The organism is Streptomyces sp. NBC_00885 (assembly GCF_045207475.1).
Lineage (GTDB): Bacteria > Actinomycetota > Actinomycetes > Streptomycetales > Streptomycetaceae > Streptomyces.
In genome coordinates this window covers 2,540,704-2,561,132 of record NZ_CP108796.1, presented here as the reverse complement: position 1 = coordinate 2,561,132, position 20,429 = coordinate 2,540,704, and the positions used below count along the sequence as shown (strand labels likewise).

General features: G+C 70.4%; 14 protein-coding genes. 6 read left to right on the top strand and 8 right to left on the bottom strand.

What is annotated here, in order from left to right:
• Positions 1 to 199: 199 nt before the first annotated feature.
• The 3 genes from OHA61_RS11160 to OHA61_RS11150 all read right to left on the bottom strand — a co-directional run bounded on the left by OHA61_RS11160 (position 200) and on the right by OHA61_RS11150 (position 2,392).
• Positions 200 to 1,054 carry a hypothetical protein gene (locus OHA61_RS11160; protein WP_406302955.1) on the bottom strand — a complete coding sequence of 285 codons (855 nt, stop codon included), beginning with the start codon at positions 1,052 to 1,054 and terminating at the stop codon, positions 200 to 202.
• A gap of 76 nt (positions 1,055 to 1,130) precedes the next feature.
• Positions 1,131 to 1,733: a TetR/AcrR family transcriptional regulator gene (locus OHA61_RS11155; RefSeq protein WP_406302954.1), complete on the bottom strand. Its 603-nt coding sequence runs from the start codon at positions 1,731 to 1,733 to the stop codon at positions 1,131 to 1,133.
• Between the two features lie 95 nt (positions 1,734 to 1,828).
• Positions 1,829 to 2,392, bottom strand: coding sequence for a DUF6817 domain-containing protein (locus OHA61_RS11150; RefSeq protein WP_406307316.1), 564 nt, complete (start codon positions 2,390 to 2,392; stop codon positions 1,829 to 1,831).
• Positions 2,393 to 2,531: 139 nt separating this feature from the next.
• Between OHA61_RS11150 and OHA61_RS11145 the strand changes: the two genes are divergently transcribed.
• Complete coding sequence (locus OHA61_RS11145) at positions 2,532 to 4,742, top strand: HelD family protein (RefSeq protein WP_406302953.1); 2,211 nt, start codon at positions 2,532 to 2,534, stop codon at positions 4,740 to 4,742.
• Here the strand turns inward: OHA61_RS11145 and glgB are convergent.
• From glgB to OHA61_RS11120, 5 genes are all read right to left on the bottom strand, one after another.
• Entirely contained in the window at positions 4,717 to 6,888 is a 2,172-nt protein-coding gene (gene glgB, locus OHA61_RS11140) for a 1,4-alpha-glucan branching enzyme (protein ID WP_406307315.1), read from the bottom strand. The two genes, OHA61_RS11145 and glgB, sit on opposite strands and share 26 nt — an antisense overlap.
• 165 nt (positions 6,889 to 7,053) lie before the next feature.
• Positions 7,054 to 8,442, bottom strand: coding sequence for a maltokinase N-terminal cap-like domain-containing protein (locus OHA61_RS11135; RefSeq protein ID WP_406302952.1), 1,389 nt, complete (start codon positions 8,440 to 8,442; stop codon positions 7,054 to 7,056).
• A 154-nt stretch (positions 8,443 to 8,596) separates the two neighbouring features.
• On the bottom strand, positions 8,597 to 10,303 hold the full coding sequence (gene treS, locus OHA61_RS11130; protein ID WP_266487617.1) for a maltose alpha-D-glucosyltransferase: 1,707 nt from the start codon (positions 10,301 to 10,303) through the stop codon (positions 8,597 to 8,599).
• Entirely contained in the window at positions 10,300 to 12,300 is a 2,001-nt protein-coding gene (locus OHA61_RS11125; protein WP_406302951.1) for an alpha-1,4-glucan--maltose-1-phosphate maltosyltransferase, read from the bottom strand. Before OHA61_RS11125 ends, treS begins: the two co-directional genes overlap by 4 nt.
• Positions 12,301 to 12,765: 465 nt before the next feature.
• Positions 12,766 to 13,695: an SDR family oxidoreductase gene (locus OHA61_RS11120; RefSeq protein WP_406302950.1), complete on the bottom strand. Its 930-nt coding sequence runs from the start codon at positions 13,693 to 13,695 to the stop codon at positions 12,766 to 12,768.
• A gap of 118 nt (positions 13,696 to 13,813) precedes the next feature.
• Between OHA61_RS11120 and OHA61_RS11115 the strand changes: the two genes are divergently transcribed.
• From OHA61_RS11115 to OHA61_RS11095, 5 genes are all read left to right on the top strand, one after another.
• On the top strand, positions 13,814 to 14,782 hold the full coding sequence (locus tag OHA61_RS11115; protein WP_361911183.1) for an AraC family transcriptional regulator: 969 nt from the start codon (positions 13,814 to 13,816) through the stop codon (positions 14,780 to 14,782).
• A gap of 103 nt (positions 14,783 to 14,885) precedes the next feature.
• Positions 14,886 to 16,328, top strand: a complete 1,443-nt coding sequence (locus OHA61_RS11110) for a 4-hydroxyphenylacetate 3-hydroxylase family protein (protein WP_406302949.1) — start codon at positions 14,886 to 14,888, stop codon at positions 16,326 to 16,328.
• A complete protein-coding gene (locus OHA61_RS11105) occupies positions 16,325 to 17,740 on the top strand; it encodes an MFS transporter (RefSeq protein ID WP_406302948.1) in 1,416 nt (471 codons plus the stop codon). Before OHA61_RS11110 ends, OHA61_RS11105 begins: the two co-directional genes overlap by 4 nt.
• Before the next feature lie 126 nt (positions 17,741 to 17,866).
• Positions 17,867 to 18,988: a monodechloroaminopyrrolnitrin synthase PrnB family protein gene (locus OHA61_RS11100; protein ID WP_324987793.1), complete on the top strand. Its 1,122-nt coding sequence runs from the start codon at positions 17,867 to 17,869 to the stop codon at positions 18,986 to 18,988.
• 18 nt (positions 18,989 to 19,006) lie between these two features.
• Positions 19,007 to 20,281, top strand: coding sequence for a flavin-dependent oxidoreductase (locus OHA61_RS11095; RefSeq protein ID WP_406302947.1), 1,275 nt, complete (start codon positions 19,007 to 19,009; stop codon positions 20,279 to 20,281).
• Positions 20,282 to 20,429: the final 148 nt, after the last annotated feature.

The following is a 20,429-nucleotide window of genomic DNA, read 5'->3' as shown; positions in this document are numbered from 1 at the left end:
GAGTCCGGCGACCCGGGCCACATCCGTACGGAACGGCAGGCCGGCACGTGAACTCGGCGACGTACAGGCAGAGACGATGTTGGATGAGGGGCCCGGATGCTGCCCGACTCGACGGCCGCCGTGAGGTCATCGTGACCCTGCGGCGGCCGGGCTCGCTGCAGCCCAGCCGATAGGGTCCCCAGCATGCCGCCGGGGCTCCTCAGCGCACCGGCTCCAGGCTCCCCGTTCCGCCCGGCGGTAGCGCGAGCAGCGCGAAAAGGCGGTCGGCCGCGGCGCCCCGGCGTACCACCAGCAGCGCGGCGAGGGCGACAGCGACCGGGACGCCGAGCCACCAACCCAGCAGGTGCACAAGGACGGAGGCGCCCACCGCCGTGCCGAGCGCCAGCCCGAAGACCGCTCCCAGTACGGTGCCGAGGATGCGGAGCCGGCCCGACACCGTTGCGGAAGCCTGGCGTTGGCCGGACCGGAGCCAGCGGATCATCAGTGCCAGCATCACCGGAACCAGCACGATTCCCATCCCGTAGAGCGTCAGCGCGACCGGTGAGGTCAGCCAGTCGCCCATGCGAGACAGCGTTTCCCCCGGGGCGGGTTGCGCCGGCCAGGTCGCGAACGACTCACGGTCGGCGGAGAAGAATCGCTGGTACCCGCGGCCGTCCCACCCGTGGACGAGGATGAAGAACATGCCGGTGTATCCAAGACCGGCCTGAAGGAAGGCCGCGTAGACCCGGCCGGAGGCGATGAGGCGCGCTGCGACCCAGTAACCGAGCACGCCCTGGCTGACGTTCGTCGCGGCGAACAGGGCGACCAGCCAGGCGGGCAGCGAACCGTGCCCGTCCGCGGCCTGCATCGTCTCCCAGTCCGGGAAGCCCCACAGCAGCCACGCACCGCTGGGCGCGAACAGCACAGCGCAGTACAGGACGGTCGCCATCAAGTACGGGTCCGACCACCTGCCGGCGTGACGCGCGGGGCCGGCTGCGCTCCTGAGTTGATGCGTGGCGGCGGTCGCGAAGCTCGCGCCGATTCCGTAGGACCAGAAGACATCGACCTGGACCATCGTGCTCTCCTTTCCGGAATGACACGTCATTCCGTTTTGAAGGCAGAAGAAGTGAACGAGTCTGCGGGCCTGCGGCTCAGGGGGAGCCGAGGCCGTCAAACATGAGTGTCTCCACCGTGCGAATCCACGGCTCCCGCATGGCATCGGGGTCCTGTGCGTGCAGGAGCCGCACCGCACCGGTCACGATCATTCCGTTGACCGCGAGCCCGACCACCTGCGCGTCCACGTCTCGCCGCAGGAAGCCGCGGTCCTGCCCGTTGCGGATGAAGGCGGCCGTGTACTCCGCCGCCGCTTCCATGGCCCGGCCGGCCAGATCCGGCTCGGCCCGGTCGATGGTGATGGCGTCGTAGAACAGGATGTGGCACAACGCGGGTTCCGCGGCGACGAGGTCGAACAGCTTGTGGCCGATGCGCCTGACCTGTTGTCTGTACTGCGGCAGTGTCTCGCAGGAGCCGGGATCCTCGTCGGAGAGGGCGTCCATCACCTGGCCCAGGGCACGCGACACCACGCTGCGCGCGATGTCCTCCTTGTTCTTGAAGTACCGGTAGAACGTGCCGTGTCCGGCGCCGAGCTCCTGGGCGATGTCGGAGATGCCGGTCGCGTGGTAACCGCGCTCGGCGAACACCTTTCCCGCCGCGCGCAATATCGCGTCGCGCTTGTCGACAACACCCCTGGGCACGGTCGACCCCCTCCCTCGGCGGAATGACATGTCATTCTTGAACCAGCGGTCAATACCCGTCAATACCCTTGCGTGCACCGGAAGTTGGCGGTCCCTCAGTGACGGTGCCCCTCCTCGTCCCGCAGCACCAGCAGATCGCGCACGTCCTGCCACGCCGCCTCGCTCAGCAGCGGGCGCCACCTGGTGAACAGCCCCAGAAGCTCCCCGCCCCACTCCACCCGGAACGTGTCGCTCACCCGCGCCAGGTCGAGTTCGTTGGCCGCCGTCAGTTCGGCGAAATCCTGCCGTCGGCCCGGCGGCGGCGTGTACGTCCCGCCCGTGAAGCGGTCCCGGAAGGCCGCGTCCTCGTCCGCGAACGTCCCGTACGACAGCTCCCGGTCGCAGCTCGCGTAGAAGTACACGAGCTCCTCCGCCTCCGTGCCGATCACCGCCGCGAGCTGCGACCGCTCCTCCAGCGGCAGCAGGGCGTTCGCGAAGCCGTCCGTGCCGTAGAACGCATGGGACAGGCCGGCCAGCTGGAGTTCGGGCCGCGCACCCCACTCCGACAGGCGCTGCCGGACCCGGTCCAGGTGGGCGAGCAGTGTGCCGCCCGGGTGTTCCATCCCCTCGGCGCCGTGCTTCCGCAGCAGGGCGACCGCTTCCCTCGTGCTCCCCGATATGTCCACGGACAGAAAAATACCCCGGAACCGAATTGACGGCCGGGGTCGTTCTCTGCGTATATTAAGTGTTTCCGTGTTCACGCACACCGAAAAGCACGGAGAAGTTCAATAAAGGCACTGTATCGCGTCAGGAGCTGAATTGTCAAGCGAGGAATTGCGGCAGGAACAACAATTCGTCTCCCTCGCCCACGAGCGGCTCGACCAGCTCAGGGCCGAGGCCGAAGCCGCCATAAACGCCACGATTGCGCAGGTCAGCACCGATCGGCAGGCGCTGGTGGAGCGCGATGTCGGCGTGGCCGAGTACTCCGCCACGCTCTCCGCGCTGAATGCCGCCGACACCGGGCTCTGTTTCGGGCGCATCGACCGGCGCGACGGCGTCACATACCACATCGGGCGTACGGGAATCCGGCGCGACGACGCGGAACGGACACCGTTGCTCATCGACTGGAGGGCTCGCGTCGCGCGGCCGTTTTATCTCGCGACCGGATATGAGCCGATGGGACTGCGCCGCCGCAGACACATCACCACCCAGGGGCGCACCGTCACCGCGCTGCACGACGAGATCATGGATCTCGCCGACACCACCCGCACCGGATACGAGTCGCACGACGCCGACGAGGTGCTGCTCGCCGCGCTGAACAGCGCCCGTACGGGTCGGATGGGCGACATCGTGTCGACCATCCAGGCCGAGCAGGACCACATCATCCGCGCCCCGCACCGCGGAGTGCTCGTCGTCGAGGGCGGGCCGGGCACCGGGAAGACCGCGGTCGCGCTGCACCGGGCCGCGTATCTGCTGTACGCGAACCGGGAGCAGCTGGCCAAGCGTGCCGTACTGATCGTCGGGCCCAACCCGGCCTTCCTGGGCTATATCGGCGAGGTGCTGCCCTCGCTCGGTGAGACGGGCGTGCTGCTGGCGACGGTCGGGGAGCTGTTTCCGGGCGTCGCCGTCACGGGCACGGACAGCCCCGCCGCGGCGGCCGTCAAGGGCCGAGCGGACATGGCCGGCGCCCTGGCCGAGGCCGTACGGGACCGGCAGGAGGTGCCCGAGAAGGACGCCCCCATGGTCATCCGGCACGACGACGGGGATCTGCTGCTCGACTGGGACATCGCCGTCGAGGCCCGGCACAAGGCCCGGGAGACCGGCCTGCCGCACAATCGGGCCCGGCCGCACTTCGTCTTCCGGATCATCGACGACCTGACCACCCAGCTCGCCGACCGGATCGGCGCAGACCCCTATGGCGGCCCGAACTTCCTCGGCCCCGACGACATCGCCCAGCTCGGCAAGGCCATCGCCGCCAGCGCCGAGGTACATGCAGCCATCGCGTCGCTGTGGCCCCCGCTCACCCCGCAGCAGTTCCTCGCGGACTATCTCGCGCATCCCACGCATCTGCCCGAGGACGACGCCGAGTTGATCCGGCGCACCGGCGGCGGATGGACCGCGGCCGACGTGCCGCTCCTCGACGAGGCCGCCGAGCTGCTCGGCGAGGACAACTCCGCGGCCCTGGCCGCCGCCGAGGCCGAGCGGGCCCGGCAGATCGCCTACGCGCAGGGCGTTCTCGATGTCTCGTACGCCTCCCGTACCTACGAGTTCGAGGACAAGCAGGACATCGACGAGGATGCCTCCGAGGTCCTTGCCGCGCACGACATCATCGACGCCGAGCGCATGGCCGAGCGGCAGGAGGAGGCCGACCACCGCAGCGCCGCCGAGCGTGCCGCCGCCGACCGGACCTGGGCCTTCGGGCACATCATCGTCGACGAGGCGCAGGAGCTGTCGGCAATGGCCTGGCGGCTGTTGATGCGGCGCAGTCCGACCCGCTCGATGACGCTGGTCGGTGACCCGGCACAGACCGGTGACCCGGCCGGATGCGGTTCCTGGCAGGAGATCCTCGCCCCTTACGTCCAGGACCGCTGGCAGCTGGCCCGGCTCGGCGTCAACTACCGTACGCCCGCCGAGATCATGGAGTACGCGTCGCAGCGGCGGCGGGCCACCGATCCCGGTTTCGAGCCGCCCCGTTCCATCCGCTCGACGGGTGTAGGGCCCTGGGAGCGGACCGTGCCGCTCGGCGAGGTGGCCAGGATCGCCGACGAGGAGGCCCCGGAGGAGGGCAGGCTCGCGGTGATCGCCCCGCGCGAGCTGCACGCCGAACTCGCGGGACTGGAAGAGAACGACGGACCGCTGGATCTGTCCCTGCCCGTCGTTCTCATCGACCCGCGCCAGGCGAAGGGCCTCGAATTCGACACGGTCCTCGTCGTCGACCCCGACCGGATGAGCGCCAACGACCTCTATGTGGCGCTCACCCGGGCCACCCAGCGGCTCGGGATCATCAGACCGGCCGCAGCCACACGGTAGCCAGCGGCGGCAGCGTCAGCTGGATGCTCGTCGGCCGGCCGTGCGAGGGGACCGACTCCGGCTTCAGCGGGTCCGGGTTGAGCACATCGCCGCCGCCGTAGCCGGCCGCGTCCGTGTTGAGTACCTCCGTCCACGCCTGGACCGCCTCGGGCACACCGAGGCGGTACTCGTGGCGTACCACCGGGGAGAAGTGGCTGACGGCGAGCAGCGGCGCGCCCGTGGCGTCGAAGCGCAGAAAAGCGAAGACATTGTCCTCGGCGGCGTCGCCGTCCACCCAGGCGAAGCCGGCGGGGTCCGTGTCCCGCTGCCACAGCGCGGGGGTGGCGGCGTAGACCGTGTTCAGGTCGCGCACGAGGTCCCTTACGCCGCGGTGGTCCGCCTCCGCGGCGTAGGAGGGATCCAGCAGCCACCAGTCGGGGCCGTGGCCCTCCGACCACTCCGCACCCTGGGCGAACTCCTGGCCCATGAAGAGGAGTTGCTTGCCGGGATGCGCCCACATGAAGCCCAGATACGCGCGGTGGTTGGCGCGCTGCTGCCACCAGTCGCCGGGCATCTTGCTCACCAGCGCCTGCTTGCCGTGGACCACCTCGTCGTGCGAGATCGGCAGGACGTAGTTCTCGCTGTACGCGTACACCATCGAGAACGTCATCTCGTTGTGGTGGAACTTGCGGTGCACCGGCTCGTGCGCGACATAGCCCAGCGAGTCGTGCATCCAGCCCATGTTCCACTTCAGGCCGAAGCCGAGACCGCCGAAACCGCCCGGGCCCACGTGGTGCGTGGCGCGGGTGACTCCGTCCCAGGCCGTGGACTCCTCGGCGATGGTGACGACACCGGGGCAGCGCCGGTAGACCGTGGCGTTCATCTCCTGCAGGAAGGCGACCGCGTCCAGGTTCTCCCGGCCGCCGTGCTCATTCGGCGACCATTCGCCGTGCTCGCGGGAGTAGTCGAGGTAGAGCATCGAGGCGACCGCGTCGACCCGCAGCCCGTCGATGTGGAACTCCTCGCACCAGTACGTGGCGTTGGCGACCAGGAAGTTGCGTACCTCCTTGCGGCCGTAGTCGAATTCGAGGGTGCCCCAGTCGGGGTGCGCGGCACGCGCCGGGTCGTCGTGCTCGTACAGCGATCGGCCGTCGAATTCCGCAAGCGCCCAGTCGTCCTTCGGGAAGTGCGCGGGCACCCAGTCGACCAGCACGCCGATCCCCGCCCGGTGCAGGGCGTCCACCAGATGGCGGAAGTCGTCGGGGGTGCCCATCCGGGCGGTCGGGGCGTAGAAGCCGGTGACCTGATAGCCCCAGGAGCCGCCGAAGGGATGCTCGGCGACCGGCATCAGCTCCACATGGGTGAAGCCCAGGTCCTTGACGTAGGCGGGGAGTTGGACGGCGAGCTGGCGGTAGGTGAGGCCGGGCCGCCAGGAGGCGAGATGCACCTCGTAGACGGAGAACGGCGCCTCGTGCACCGGCCGGCCGGCGCGGTGCGCCATCCACTCCTCGTCGTGCCACACGTGGTGGGACTCGGTCACGATCGACGCGGTGGCGGGCGGCACCTCGGTGCGCCGCGCCATCGGGTCGGCCCGCAGGGTGTGCGAGCCGTCCGGGCGGGTGATGTCGAACTTGTAGAGCGCGCCCTCGCCGACGCCGGGCACGAACAGCTCCCACACGCCGGAGGAGCCCAGCGAGCGCATCGGATACCCGGTGCCGTCCCAGTAGTTGAAGTCGCCCGCGACCCGCACCCCGCGGGCATTGGGCGCCCACACCGTGAACCGGGTGCCCGTCACCTGCTGGTGCGCCATGGGGTGCGCCCCGAGCGCCTTCCACAGCTCCTCGTGCCGCCCTTCGCCGATCAGATGCAGATCGAGATCGCCGAGCGCGGGCAGGAAGCGGTACGGGTCCTGCACCTCGATCTCGGTTCCGTCGTAGACGACGAGCAGCTGGTACTCCGGGACGGTACGCAGCGGCAGAACACCCGAGAAGAAGCCGTCACCGTCCTCGTGCAGCTTTGCCCGCAGCCCCTTGGCGAGCACGGTCACGGACTGCGCGAACGGACGCAGCACCCGCAGCTCGACACCGCCCCGCGTCAAGTGCGCCCCCAGCAGGGAGTGCGGATCGTGGTGCGAGCCGGTCAGCAGCCGGTCCCGGTCCCCGTCCATGAGCGGCTGCGCGGCCCGGACGCCATGGCTGCCGCCCGCCCGCGGCCGTGGCGAGTCCGTCTGCTTGCGGGGCCCGGCGTCGGCCGCCTGCCGGGGGCTGTGGGGGTCTGAGGAATTGCGGGACGGGGGTCGGGCGGTCACGGGGGTCTGCCTCCTCGGCGGAACTCAGTTGGTGGCGGCCAGGCGGTCGATCGCCGCCATCGGCACCGGAAGCCAGTCGGGGCGGTGGCGGGCCTCGTAGACGACCTCGTACACGGCCTTGTCCGTCTCGTAGGCGCGCAGCAGCTCGGGTTCGGTACGGGGATCGGCGCCCGCCATCTCGGCGTAGCCCTCGCAGTAGGCCGCGCGGCAGCGCTCCGCCCAGTCCGGGTTCCACGGGCGATGGGTGCGGGCCGCGTAGTCGAACGAGCGCAGCATGCCCGCGACATCTATCACCGTGGGCTGCGGCCTGCGGCGCTCGCCGAGCGGGCGTGCGGGCTCGCCCTCGAAGTCGATGACCGACCAGTGGCCCTCGTCGTGGGAGCCGCCGCCGCGCAGGGTCTGTCCGAGATGGAGGTCGCCGTGGACGCGCTGGGCCCGCCAGGCGCAACCGCGCCTGCCCAGCGCGGCGATCGCGTCGAAGGCGGCACGCAGCCGCGGAACGTACGGCAGCAGGGCGGGCACCGCCTGCGCGGCCGCGTCCAGACGTGCCGTCATCGCCTGCGCCAGATGCTCGGCCTGCGGCCGGCGCAGCATCACGGTGGGCAGCTCCTTCGCCAGCGCCGTGTGCACCTCGGCGGTGACCCGGCCGAGCGCCCGGGCCTCCTTGGTGAAGGCCCCTCCATCGGCCAGCGATTCGAGCGCGAGCAGCCAGCCGTCGCGCGAGCCGTGCAGGTACGGCTGCAGCACGCCCAGGGTGTACGGCTCGGGCGCGGTGGCCTCGTACCAGGCGACGGGCGCGGGCACCCGGCCGCATCCGGCGCGTGCGAGCGCGAGCGGCAGCTCCAGATCGGGGTTGGAGCCTGGGTGGACCCGGCGGAAGAGCTTGAGGATGTACGCGTCGCCGTACACCAGCGAGGAGTTGGACTGCTCGGCCTCCAGGGGGCGGGCGGTGAGCCCGCCCGGGATCACGCCGGCCGCCTCGAAGCGGTCGAAGCGCAGCGGCCCGAGCGCGCCTGGGGTGCGCAGCCGCTCCAGGATCAGCTCGGCCAGGCGCGGGTCGTACAGGCCCTCGTAGACCGTCCGCCCGGCGAGCGGGCCCTCGGCCATATGGCCGATCAGCGCGGGCGCGAGCTGCGGTGGCAGCGTCCGGCGCACGCCGAGGAGGAGTTGGTAGCAGTCCTGCGGCGAGCCGGCGGGAAGGCCGGTCTGCTGGACGCGTACGAGCAGATGCAGCAGACCCGGACCGGTCTTCGAGTCCAGTGGCAGCAGCTCGGTCGCGGAGACGAGCGAGAAGCCGGTGAGCGGACGGCCCTTGCCGGCGAACCAGCGCTGTCTCGGCAGCCAGGCGAGCAGCAGCGGCGCGAGGGACGGGAGAAGAGCGACGGGAGTCCGGGTGGATGCAGCCTCCGACATGGCATCGCGTCCTTTCCCCGGGTACACCACGAATGCGCAGAGTGTCCCGGATTACAGCTGTGGCTGTCCGGCGGCGCGCGGGGATGAGGGGGAGAGTGCCCAGTGCGGGGCGGGGGAAACCGCCCCGCGGGAGGCACCTCTCGTTACTTGTGGGTCAGGCGGTGGCCGCTTCTTTGCGCAGCCGGAACCAGTAGAAGCCGTGGCCTGCGAGAGTCAGCAGATAGGGCCACTGACCGATGGCCGGGAAGCGCACGCCGCCGATCAGCTCCACCGGGTGCCGTCCGCCGAACGCCCGCAGATCGAGCTCGGTGGGCTGCGCGAACCGGGAGAAGTTGTGCACGCAGAGCACGAGATCGTCCTTGTACTCGCGGGTGAAGGCGAGCACGGCCGGGTTCGACGAGGGCAGTTCGGTGTACGAGCCGAGGCCGAAGGCGCGGTTCTGCTTGCGGATCTCGATCATCCGGCGGGTCCAGTGCAGCAGCGAGGACGGTGAGGCCATCGCCGCCTCGACATTGGTGACCTGGTAGCCGTAGACCGGATCCATGATCGTGGGCAGATACAGCCGGCCGGGGTCGCAGGAGGAGAAGCCCGCGTTCCGGTCGGGGGTCCACTGCATCGGCGTCCGTACGGCGTCGCGGTCGCCCAGCCAGATGTTGTCGCCCATCCCGATCTCGTCGCCGTAGTACAGGATCGGCGATCCGGGCAGCGAGAGCAGCAGTGCCGTGAACAGCTCGATCTGATTGCGGTCGTTGTCGAGCAGAGGGGCGAGCCTGCGCCGGATGCCGATGTTGGCGCGCATCCGCGGATCCTTGGCGTACTCCGCGTACATGTAGTCGCGCTCTTCGTCCGTGACCATTTCGAGGGTCAGCTCGTCGTGGTTGCGCAGGAAGATGCCCCACTGGCAGTTCTTCGGGATCGCCGGGGTCTTGGACAGGATTTCCGAGACGGGGTAGCGGGACTCGCGCCGTACCGCCATGAAGATCCGGGGCATCACCGGGAAATGGAAGGCCATGTGGCACTCGTCGCCGCCGGCCGGGAAGTCGCCGAAGTAGTCGACGACGTCCTCGGGCCACTGGTTGGCCTCCGCCAGCAGCACGGTGTCCGGGTAATGGGCGTCGATCTCCTTGCGCACCCGTTTGAGGAAGGAGTGGGTGGCGGGGAGGTTCTCGCAGTTGGTGCCCTCCTGCTGGTACAGATACGGCACGGCGTCGAGACGGAATCCGTCGATGCCCAGGTCCAGCCAGAAGCGCAGGGCCGAGATGATCTCCTCCTGCACCGCCGGGTTCTCGTAGTTGAGATCGGGCTGGTGGGAGAAGAAGCGGTGCCAGTAGTACTTCTTGCGCACCGGGTCGAAGGTCCAGTTGGACGTCTCGGTGTCGACGAAGATGATCCGGGCGTCCTGGAACTGCTTGTCGTCATCGGCCCAGACGTAGTAGTCGCCGTAGGGCCCGTCGGGATCGCTGCGGGACTCCTGGAACCACGGGTGCTGGTCGCTGGTGTGGTTCATGACGAAGTCGATGATGACGCGCATGCCGCGCTGGTGCGCGGCGTCGACGAACTCCACGAAGTCGGCGAGGTCGCCGAAGTCGGGGAGTACCGCCGTGTAGTCGGAGACGTCGTAACCGCCGTCCCGCAGAGGGGACTTGAAGAACGGCGGGAGCCAGAGGCAGTCGACCCCCAGCCACTGCAGATAGTCCAGTTTGGCGGTGATGCCCTTGAGGTCGCCGATGCCGTCGCCGTTGCTGTCCTGGAACGAACGCACCAGGACTTCGTAGAAGACGGCCCGCTTGAACCAGTCGGGGTCGCGGTCCTTGGCGGGCGTGTCCTCGAACAGGTCGTGGACGGGCTCATTGACGATCATGATGTGGGTGACCCTCCGATCGGCGGGGACGGTCGCAGAGCAACGATGTGCGCGGGCGTGACGCCCGGCTCTAGGCGCACATAGGTGGCTCTGCCCCAGTGATAGGTCTCGCCGGTGAGCTCGTCGCGCACCGGTGCGCTCTCGTGCCAGTCGAGGCCGAGATGCGGCATGTCCAACGAGACCGTGGCCTCCTGGGTGTGGTGGGGGTCGAGGTTGGCGACCACGAGCACGGTGTTCGAACCCGAAGCGCCCTCGGCGGTTTTCGAGTACGCGATCACCGCCTCGTTGTCGGTGGGGTGGAAGTGGATGTCCCGCAGCTGCTGCAGTGCGGGGTGCCGGCGCCTGATCCGGTTGAGAGCGGTGATCAGGGGCGTGATGGTGCGGCCCTCGCGCTCCGCCGACTCCCAGTCGCGCGGCCGCAGTTGGTACTTCTCGGAGTCCAGATACTCCTCGCTGCCGTCCCTCAGGGGAACGTTCTCGCACAGTTCGTATCCCGCGTACACGCCCCAGGACGGCGACATCGTCGCGGCCAGCACCGCCCGCACCTCGAAGGCCGGGCGCCCGCCGTGCTGGAGATAGGCGTGCAGGATGTCGGGGGTGTTCACGAAGAAATTGGGACGCATGTACGAGGCGGCTTCGCCGGAGAGCTCGGTGAGGTACTCGGTGAGCTCCTGCTTGGTGTTGCGCCAGGTGAAGTACGTGTACGACTGCTGAAAGCCGATCGCCGCGAGCGTGTGCATCATCGCCGGCCGGGTGAAGGCCTCGGCCAGGAACATCACATCGGGGTCGCTGCGGTTGATGTCCGCGATCACCTTCTCCCAGAAGACGACGGGCTTGGTGTGCGGGTTGTCGACGCGGAAGATCCGTACACCGTGGTCCATCCAGAAGCGCAGCACGCGCACGGTCTCGTTGACCAGACCGCGCATGTCCGCCTCGAAGGCGATCGGGTAGATGTCCTGGTACTTCTTCGGCGGATTCTCGGCGTACGCGATCGTGCCGTCGGCGCGGTGATGGAACCACTCGGGGTGCTTCTCCACCCAGGGGTGGTCGGGCGAGCACTGGAGCGCGAAGTCCAGCGCGACCTCCATGCGCAGGTCGCGGGCCGTCTCGACGAAGTGGTCGAAGTCCTCGAACGTGCCGAGGTCGGGGTGGAGCGCGTCATGACCGCCGTCGGGGGAGCCGATGGCCCAGGGGACGCCGACATCGTGGGCGCCGGGGGAGAGGGTGTTGTTCGGGCCCTTGCGGTAGGTGGTGCCGATGGGGTGGACGGGTGGCAGATAGACGACGTCGAAGCCCATCGCGGCGACGGCGGGCAACCGCTCGGCGGCGGTGCGGAAGGTGCCGGAGACGGGCGGCGCGCCCTCCGTGACGATCGCGCCCTCGGAGCGCGGGAAGAGCTCGTACCAGGAGCCGAACAGGGCGCGCCGGCGCTCGACGATCAGGGTCAACGGGCGGGAGGCGGTGACCAGTTCGCGCAGCGGGTGACGGTCGAGCGCGGCGGTGGCGTCGGGGGCGAGAGCTGCGGCGAGCCGGGTGGCGGCCGGGCGCTCCTCGTCGCGCAGGGCGTCGACGGCGGCGAGTACGGCCTCGCGGCCGTCGCGCTTGGGGACCCCGGCGGCGGCGCGCTCGTACAGCTCGGCGCCCTCGGCCAGCACCAGCGCGGTGTCGATACCGGCGGGGATCTTGATCCCGGCGGCGTGCCGCCAGGTGGCGACGGGGTCGCTCCACGCCTCGACGGCGTAGGTCCAGCGCCCCTCGGCGTCCGGGGTGACATCGGCGCCCCAGCGGTCGCTGCCGGGAGCCAGTTCGCGCATGGGAGTCCAGGGGCCGGGGCGTCCGGTCGGATCGCGCAGAACGACATTGGCGGCGACCGCGTCATGCCCTTCCCGGAAGACGGTGGCGGTGACCTGGAAGGTCTCACCGGTCACCGCTTTTGCGGGCCTCCTCCCGCAGTCGACTTGGGGACGGACGTCCAGGACGGGGATACGACCGATCATGGGATCACCTGAGGGTGGTGCGGGCAGGGCGGATTGAGCACGTTGGGCATTTATGCGAGGTTTGCTGGTTCTTTGTAGCTGCTCAGTCGACGACTGGCGGGCTGCGGGCATGGCCGCTCCTGTCCGCGTTCACTCGGGTGGGCGGAAAGAATGTCGAGAAGGGGTGCGGTGGCCTGCGTACCGGATGAGCCTTCCCACGGTCTTCGGGTGGGCAATCCGGTGGAGTGTTAACTACTCGGACGTAGGTGACTGCACAAGACGTGGCGTACGTAATCGGGCACGCGGTCGGGGTGCGGCCGAGGCGGACGTAATCGGGCGCGGTCGGGGCTCGGGGTGCGGCCGAGGCGTACGCAATCGGGCGCGGGCCCCGACGCCACTCGCGTCGGGGCCCGCGCCCTGCACCGCCTCACAGCGCCGAGCCTCCGCCCGGCTACGCTCCCCAGCTCGGCTCTCGCCTGCGCGCGCTCATGACTGCTCCCCCGACCACATCTGCCACGGCTGCCGTGCCACCCACTCGTCCACCGGCGCCGGCTTCAGCGACAGCGCCTGCGCCGACTCGCCCTCGTCGCCCGCCATCAGGCCGGGCTCCAGGCCCGTGGCCATGTAGTGGTAGATCCCCGACACCCCGGCGGCGGACTCCTCGCCCAGGATCTGGGCGAGCCCCTGCTCGAAGATGCCCGGCTCCAGGGGCACATAGCGGACCGAGCGCCCGAGGCCCTGCCCGAAGGCCGTGGCGAGCTCGTCGCCCGTCAGTGTCCGCGCGCCGCCGATGTCGAAGGTACGGCCCGCCACACCCTCCACCGTGAGCGCCGCGTAGACCGCCTCCGCCAGGTCCCGGTGCGAGATCCACGCCGTCGGGACGTCGGCCGGCAGCGGGTAGGCGAGCACACCCTCGTTCACCAGGGCCGGGCCGTTCCACGGGCTGAAGAGGTTGTCCAGATAGACCGGCGGGCGTACGACCACCAGCTCCACACCGCTGTGGGCGAGGCCCTCGCGGAAGACCGTCTCGGCGAGCCTGCGCGTCTCGAAGGCCACCACATTCGTGCTCCGGTCGGGGACACGGGTGTTGGCGTTGTAGACCAGCCGCCCCACCCCGGCCTCGCGGGCCGCCTTCGCTATGTGCTGGGCGTACCGCATGACCTTCTCGGCCTGGTACACCAGCGGCATCACCACCGCCGCGTGCGTGGCCCCTTCGAAGAGCTGGCGTACGTCCTCGTACCGCCCGAGGTCGCCGCCCGCGATGGAAACGCCGGGCAGCTCCGGGCGATCGGCCTCGGGCTTGCGGCTCAATGTGCGCACGCGGTGCTTCCGCTCGGCCAGCAGACGGGCGGTCGCACCTCCCTGGAACCCGGTCGCCCCCACGACCGCTACGCGCATCGGAATGTGATCGGACATGAGTCTGAAGAGCCCTTCGATAGGGTGTGGCTGCTGCCGTGAACGGCTCTTCCAGGCTCGCTTCGGCTGCTTGGGCCGATCAATTAACAAACCGGGGCGGGGGTTGAAGGATCGTCCAATGGAACCGACGGAGACGGAACCGACGAAGCGCGAAGGGGACGACCTCCTCAGCGAGCTGCTCAAACCCTTACGTCTGACGGGGGTCTTCGACAGCCGCTGGCATGTCAGCGCCCCCTGGGCCATCGAGGGCGACGCGGAACAGAGCTGCGCCGTATTGCACTTCATCACCGAGGGCGGCTGCTGGATCACGGCCGAGGGCCAGACCCCGCTCGAACTGCACGAGGGCGACCTCGCCGTCTTCCCCACCGGCACCGCGCACCGGCTCTCCGACCGGCCGGAGCGGCGGGGCGTCGCGCTCGGCACCGTACTGCCCGAGCGTGCGCCGGGCACCTCCGGTGAGATCAGGATCGAGGGCGACGGGCCCGAGAGCCGGCTGCTCTGCGCCGGGCTGCACTACGACGCCTCCGTGGCCACCCACCTCTACACGGCGCTGCCGTGGGCGCTGGTGCTGGACCGCTCCCAGGTGGACAGGGAGCCGCTGCTGCGCGACACGCTGCGGCTGCTCGCCGCCACCGACCGCCCGGTCGGCCCCGGCGACCGGCTGATCACGCTGCGGGCCTTCGAGATGGCGCTGGTGCTCGCGCTGCGGCCGCTGCTGCGCGAACTGGCCCGCAATCCCTCCGCGCTGCCGGTTCTGCGCCATCCCGGTATCAGCCGAGCCATGGTCATCATCGCGACCCGGTTCGCCGAGCCCTGGACCATCGAGTCGCTCGCCCGCGAGGTCGGCATGTCCCGCTCGGCGTTCACGGCGGCCTTCCGCGAGCTGGTCGGCGAGGCGCCCGCCCGGCATCTGACGGGGCGGCGGATGCAGGAGGCGGCCCGGCTGCTCGGCGAGACATCGCTGCCCCAGTCGGCCGTGCCGGAGCGGGTCGGCTACCAGAGCTCGGTCGGTTTTCACCTGGCGTTCCGCAAGTGGTACGGAATGACGCCGGGAGAGTACCGGTCGAAAAGCCCCTCAGCTGCATGACTGGCCGGTTCTTAATCACCGCTGGACGGTCGTTCATTGCCCAGTGTCCCTGGCTGGAGCGAGGCTCGGCTGTGTCGGGGGACGTTCCGTTTGAGGAGAGACGTTGACCAGGTCCGGCCAGGAATACCTCGCAGCGCTGCGTGACGGGCGTGAGGTGTGGCTCGACGGCGAACGGGTCAAGGACGTCACCCGCCATGCCGCCTTCCGCAACACCGCGGCGTCGGTCGCGCACCTCTACGACCTGGCGCACGACTCCGAGCACAGCCCTGTCCTCACCTCCGGCGGCGTCCACCGCGCCTTCGCCGTGCCGCGCTCCTACGAGGACCTGGTCGCGCGGCGGCACGCCTACAAGGTGTGGACCGAGTCGAGCTTCGGCTTTCTCGGGCGCACCCCCGACTACATGGCAGGCGGAGCAGCGGGCTTCGCCGCCCTGCCCCAGGTCTTCACCACCGACTCCTTCGACGGCGCCGACAACGCCCTCGCCTGTCACCGCAGGCTCGCCGAGGGCGATCTGTACGCGGCCTTCACCATCACCAACCCGCAGTCCGGCGAAGGGGAGGACGATCTGGTCGTGCGGGTCGTCGCCGAGAAGGACGACGGGATCGTGGTGAGCGGCGCCAAGATGATCGGCACCGGGGCCGTCTTCGCCGACGAGGTGCTCGTCGGCACGATCGAGCCCCTGGCGCCCGAGGACGTGGAGCACGCGCTGTGCTTCTCGGTGCCCGTCGGCACACCTGGCCTGACCCTCGTCTCGCGTACGTCGTACGAGGCGAAGGCCCGCAGCGTCTTCGACAACCCGCTCTCGTCGCGCTTCGACGAGAACGACGCGCTGCTGGTCTGCGACGAGGTCTTCGTACCGTGGGAGCGGGTGCTGACCTACCGCAATACCGAGGCCACCGCGGCGATGTGGTGGGGGACGCCCGCCTACCTCAACTTCAGCCACCAGGCGGCCACCCGCTTCTGGACCAAGCTCGAATTCCTCACCGGCCTCGCCATTTTGCTGACTCGTGCCAACAACACCTCCCAACTCCCCGCCGTCACCCAGTCGGTCGGGCGGCTGCTCGGTATGGTCGCCCAGGCCAAGGCCTTCGTACTGGCCGCCGAGGCCAGCCATGAGCCGGTCGACGGCGGCAGCGGCGGCGTCATGCCCGGCCGGGAGATCTCCTTCGCCCAGCGCATCATGGCCGGGGAGATCTACCCGCGCGCCGTCCAGGAGATCAAGCTGCTCGCGGGCGGCGGCATCATCCAGCTCCCGGCCTCCGGCGGGGATCTGCTGCACCCGCAGCTCGGGCCGGTCGTGAGGAAGTATCTGCGCGTGCCCGGCACCCCGGCCGAGGACCGGGTCAAGCTGCTCAAGCTGGTCTGGGACGCGCTCGGTTCGGAGTTCGCCGGACGCCACGAGCAGTACGAGCGCTTCTACCACGGCGCCCCGCACGTCTATCTGACCATGCAGACGTGGGCGGGCGGCGCGGAGAGCTGCGAGGAACTGGCCCAGGCCTGTCTCGGGGGATATGGCCTGGGCGAGGACCCGAGGACGGGCCGGTGACCTCGGCCCGTCCGGGCGCCGCGCTCGCGCTGCTCGCCTCCACGCAGCTGCTGCTGATCATGGACACGGCCATCATCAATGTCGCGCTGCCGTCGGTCGGCGACGACCTCGGCTCCGGCTCGGCCGGACTGTCCTGGGTGGCCAACGGCTACCTCATCGCCTTCGGCGGACTGCTGCTGCTCGGCGGGCGCCTGGCCGATCTCCTCGGCCACCGGCTGCTCTACCTCGGCGGTCTGGGACTGCTGGCCGCGGCCTCCGCGGCGGGCGGGCTCGCCGGGACGCCGGGCGCCCTGATCGCCGCGCGGTCCGTGCAGGGCGTGGGCGCCGCCTTCGCCGCCGCCGCGGCGTTCGCACTGCTGCTCAACCTCTTCCCGGACGGGCCCGGACGGCACAAGGCGCTCGGCGCTTTCGCCGCGATGGGCGGACTGGGCGGGGTGCTCGGCACCGTGCTCGGCGGAGTGCTCACCGATCTGCTCGGCTGGCGCTCCACGTTCTGGCTCAATGTGCTCCTCGCTCTGGTCATGGGACTGCTCGCACTGCGCGTTCTCAACGGGGGGACGCGCAGCGCACGGTCCGGCTTCGACCTGGGCGGAGCACTCACGGCCACCGGCGGCCTCGGGCTGGTGGCGTACGCACTCGTCGGCGCGGGCGAGTCCGGGTGGACCAGCACCCGGACCCTCTCCGCCGGCGGTGCGGGCCTCGCGCTGCTCGCGGCCTTCGCCGCAGTGGAGTCGAGGATCCCGAGCCCGCTGGTGCCGCCCGCCGTGCTGCGACGGCCCGCGCTGCGGGACGCCAACATCCTCAGCGCACTGGCCCAGATGGCGCTGTTCCCCATGTTCTTCCTGGTCAGCCTCTATCTGCAGAGCGTTCTCGAACAGTCGCCGCTGACCGGCGGACTCGGACTGCTGCCGCTGTCACTGGTGGTGGTCGCCGTCGCCCCGCAGACCGGCCGCCTCATCGTCCGGATCGGGCTCAGGGCCACCATGACCGCGGGCTTCGGGCTCCTGTTCGCGGGCATGGTGTGGCTGGCGCTCGCCCTGTCCGCCGACGGAACCTTCGCAACGACGGTCCTGGCACCCAGCCTGGTCCTCGGCGTCGCCCTGCCGCTGGTCATGGTCACCACCAACGTGGCCGCCACCGCCGAGGCCGCCCCCGAGGAGACCGGCCTCGCCTCCGGACTCGTCAACACCAGCCAGCAGTTCGGCTCGGTGCTCGGGCTCGCCGTCCTGGTGGCCGTGGCCACCGCCGGGGGCGGCCCATCGGCCGCCGCCCAGACCTCCGGCTTCCGCTCCGCGCTGCTGGCCGGCGCCGCCTTCGCGGCGCTGGCCGCCCTGCTCTGCGTACGACTGCGGCTGCCCGGGCCCGCCCCGGCGCCACCGCGCCGGGACCCTGTGGGCGGTGCCGTGGAGTGACCGTATGCGGCGAGTGCGTACCGCGCAGGCGTACGCAGGCGGCGAAAGCGTCCGGTGAGCGCGTGACGCGAGCAACTGCGCCGCATCCCACCCACTGAACCGACGTTGCCCGAGGGGGGCATTCCGTTGACCTTGTACGACCTTGTCGCGCCCGGTCTCCAGTCGCGCTGCGATCCGCGCTACCGGATAGCCGAGATACGCGCGGCCGACCCGCTCGGCGCCGACGCGCTGCTCGCGGCGCTGCCCGCGATGAACGCCGGCGCCGATGTGCCGGCGCTCACCGTCGCCCTGCGCACCCTGGTACCGGAGCCCGAACGGGTGGCCGCGCTCGGCGTCACCGACGCGCTCGCGGCCATGCGCGACCTCGGCATCCTGCTCGGATCGCTCAAACGGCACGGCGTCGAGCCCGTCGCTGCGGTGCCCGACGTCCTTCCGGTGCTCGAAGAGCTGGGCCGGCGCACCGACATGGTGCCGCGCGACACCGTGCACCACTACACGACGTGGAACCCGCTCGGCGCCCGGCAGCGGATGTACACCGGCGACATCATGGAGAGCAATCTCCAGGACGCGGTCCGGATGGTCTTCCCCAGCCTGGTGGCGGCGCTCGACACCTGCGCGGAACTCGCCCGCCGGGAGCCCTACGAACCGGGCTTCGCCACAGCGCTCGACCGCACCGCCCAGCATGTGCAGTCCATGGTCGACTCCATCGACTTCACCGTCGCCAATGTCTCACCGGTCTTCTTCGCGACCCGGATGCGCTCCTACTTCGAGGAGATCGACGTCGCGGGCACCGACTACCTCGGCCCGGCCGCCGCCCAGGTGCCGCTCTGGCTGGTCGATCTGACGCTGTGGCAGTGCGACCGCAGCAACCGAGCCTACGACGCCTTTCTCGACGACTCGGTGCGCTACAGCCTCCCCTCCTGGCGCGACCACTACGCCGCGCACAAGGGCGGCACCTCCGCCGTCTCCAAGCTCTCGGCCGCCATCAGCTGGGAGGCGGCCCACCGGCTGCCGCCGCAGCTCGCCGCCTCCGCCGTCTCCCTGGCCCGCGTGCTGCGCATCCTCAAGACCTTCCGGGCCCGCCACATGACCATCGCCCGCAAGGCGTACGGCGAGGACGTGCGGCTCTACGACGTGGGCAGCGGCGGCGCCCCCATCGAACTGCTCCGCTCCGTGCTCGATCTGACCCGGGACAACGAGACCCTCGTACGCCGTTCGATCGAGCGGCCGCGCACCCCCGTCGCCTGACCGTCCCTGGAGGTCCCCATGACCCACATCATGATCGCCGGCGGAGGAATCGCCGGGCTCACCGCGGCACTGGCCCTGCACACCGCCGGATTCGAGCGGATCACCGTCGTCGAGACGGTCCGCGAGCTGCGCCCGGTCGGCGCCGGGCTGAACATCATGCCCAACGCGGTACGCGAACTCGACGCGCTCGGGCTGCTGGACCGGCTGGAGGAGTGCTCCGTACGCACCCGTGAGCTGCGCTACTACCACCGCAGCGGCGGCCTCATCTCCCGCGAACCGCGCGGCCTCGGCGCCGGCTACCACTGGCCCCAGCTCTCCATCCAGCGCGGCGAACTCCAGCGCGTGCTCGCCGACGCGGTACGCGCCCGGCTCGGGCCCGGCGCGATCGTCGGCGGCGTCAAGGTCACCGGTCTCGAACCGCTTGCCGACGGCCGCCCCCGGGTCCAGCTCGAACACCGTGACGGCGCCCGGCGCGGCAGGGCGTCCCTCGAACCCGACGTCCTCATCGGCGCCGACGGCATCCGCTCCACGGTGCGCGCCGCGCTCAACCCGGGCGAGGGCGAGCCGCCGTGGAACGGCATGCTCGTCTGGCGCGGCGTCTCGTGGATGCCCGCCCACCAGATCGGCACCTTCATGTTCATCGCGGGCGACGACCGCCAGAAGGCCGTGGTCTACCCGATGACCGAGCCCGACAGGGACAGCGGCGAGGTGCTGGTCAACTGGGCGCTCGCGATGCCCGCCGACGCCACAGGCGCTACGCGCGGAGACTGGAACCGGGAGGTCCCGGTCGAGAAGTTCCTGCACCACTACGAGGGCTGGGACTTCGACGGCGTCAGCGTCCCCCAGGTACTCCGGGCCGCCGAAGGCGCCTTCGAGTACCCGATGGTGGACCGCGATCCGCTGGAGCGCTGGTCCGTCGGCCGTACGACGCTGACCGGCGACGCGGCCCACGCCATGTACCCGATCGGCTCCAACGGCGCGACCCAGTCCATCGTCGACGCCCGCGCGCTCGGCCACGCCATGGCCCTGCACCCCGACCCCGCCCGCGCCCTGGCCGCGTACGAGGCCGAACGCAGGCCCGCGATGACAGAACTCCAGCAGGCGAACCGCCGCCTCGGCCCCGAGGTCGTCATCAACCTCGCCCACGAGCGCGCCCCCGGCGGCTTCACCGACATCGACGAGGTGATCCCGAAGCGGGAACTCGCCGAGATCGCCGCCCGGTACGCGGCCACCGGGGCCTTCGACCCGGCGACCGTCAACCAGGGCTCTCCCTACGACCCGGCGGTTCGCTAGGCCGTGTCTGACAAATCTCGCCTGGCGCGCGACGCCCGGCACGCCCACTCGCTGCGTTGTCGGAGTCATCCAAGTACGTCCAGTACGAGGATGATCCTCCGCCTTGCGATTGCACGCACCGGACGCCGCGCACCCCGCCCTGCGGGCG

Bases quoted from the DNA above. Each gene is read 5' to 3' on its own strand.
- OHA61_RS11160 (WP_406302955.1), bottom strand. From the start codon at position 1,054: ATGGTCCAGGTCGATGTCTTCTGGTCCTACGGAATCGGCGCGAGCTTC.
- glgB (WP_406307315.1), bottom strand. From the start codon at position 6,888: ATGGACGGGGACCGGGACCGGCTGCTGACCGGCTCGCACCACGATCCG.
- OHA61_RS11135 (WP_406302952.1), bottom strand. From the start codon at position 8,442: ATGTCGGAGGCTGCATCCACCCGGACTCCCGTCGCTCTTCTCCCGTCC.
- treS (WP_266487617.1), bottom strand. From the start codon at position 10,303: ATGATCGTCAATGAGCCCGTCCACGACCTGTTCGAGGACACGCCCGCC.
- OHA61_RS11125 (WP_406302951.1), bottom strand. From the start codon at position 12,300: ATGATCGGTCGTATCCCCGTCCTGGACGTCCGTCCCCAAGTCGACTGC.
- OHA61_RS11120 (WP_406302950.1), bottom strand. From the start codon at position 13,695: ATGTCCGATCACATTCCGATGCGCGTAGCGGTCGTGGGGGCGACCGGG.
- OHA61_RS11115 (WP_361911183.1), top strand. From the start codon at position 13,814: ATGGAACCGACGGAGACGGAACCGACGAAGCGCGAAGGGGACGACCTC.
- OHA61_RS11095 (WP_406302947.1), top strand. From the start codon at position 19,007: ATGACCCACATCATGATCGCCGGCGGAGGAATCGCCGGGCTCACCGCG.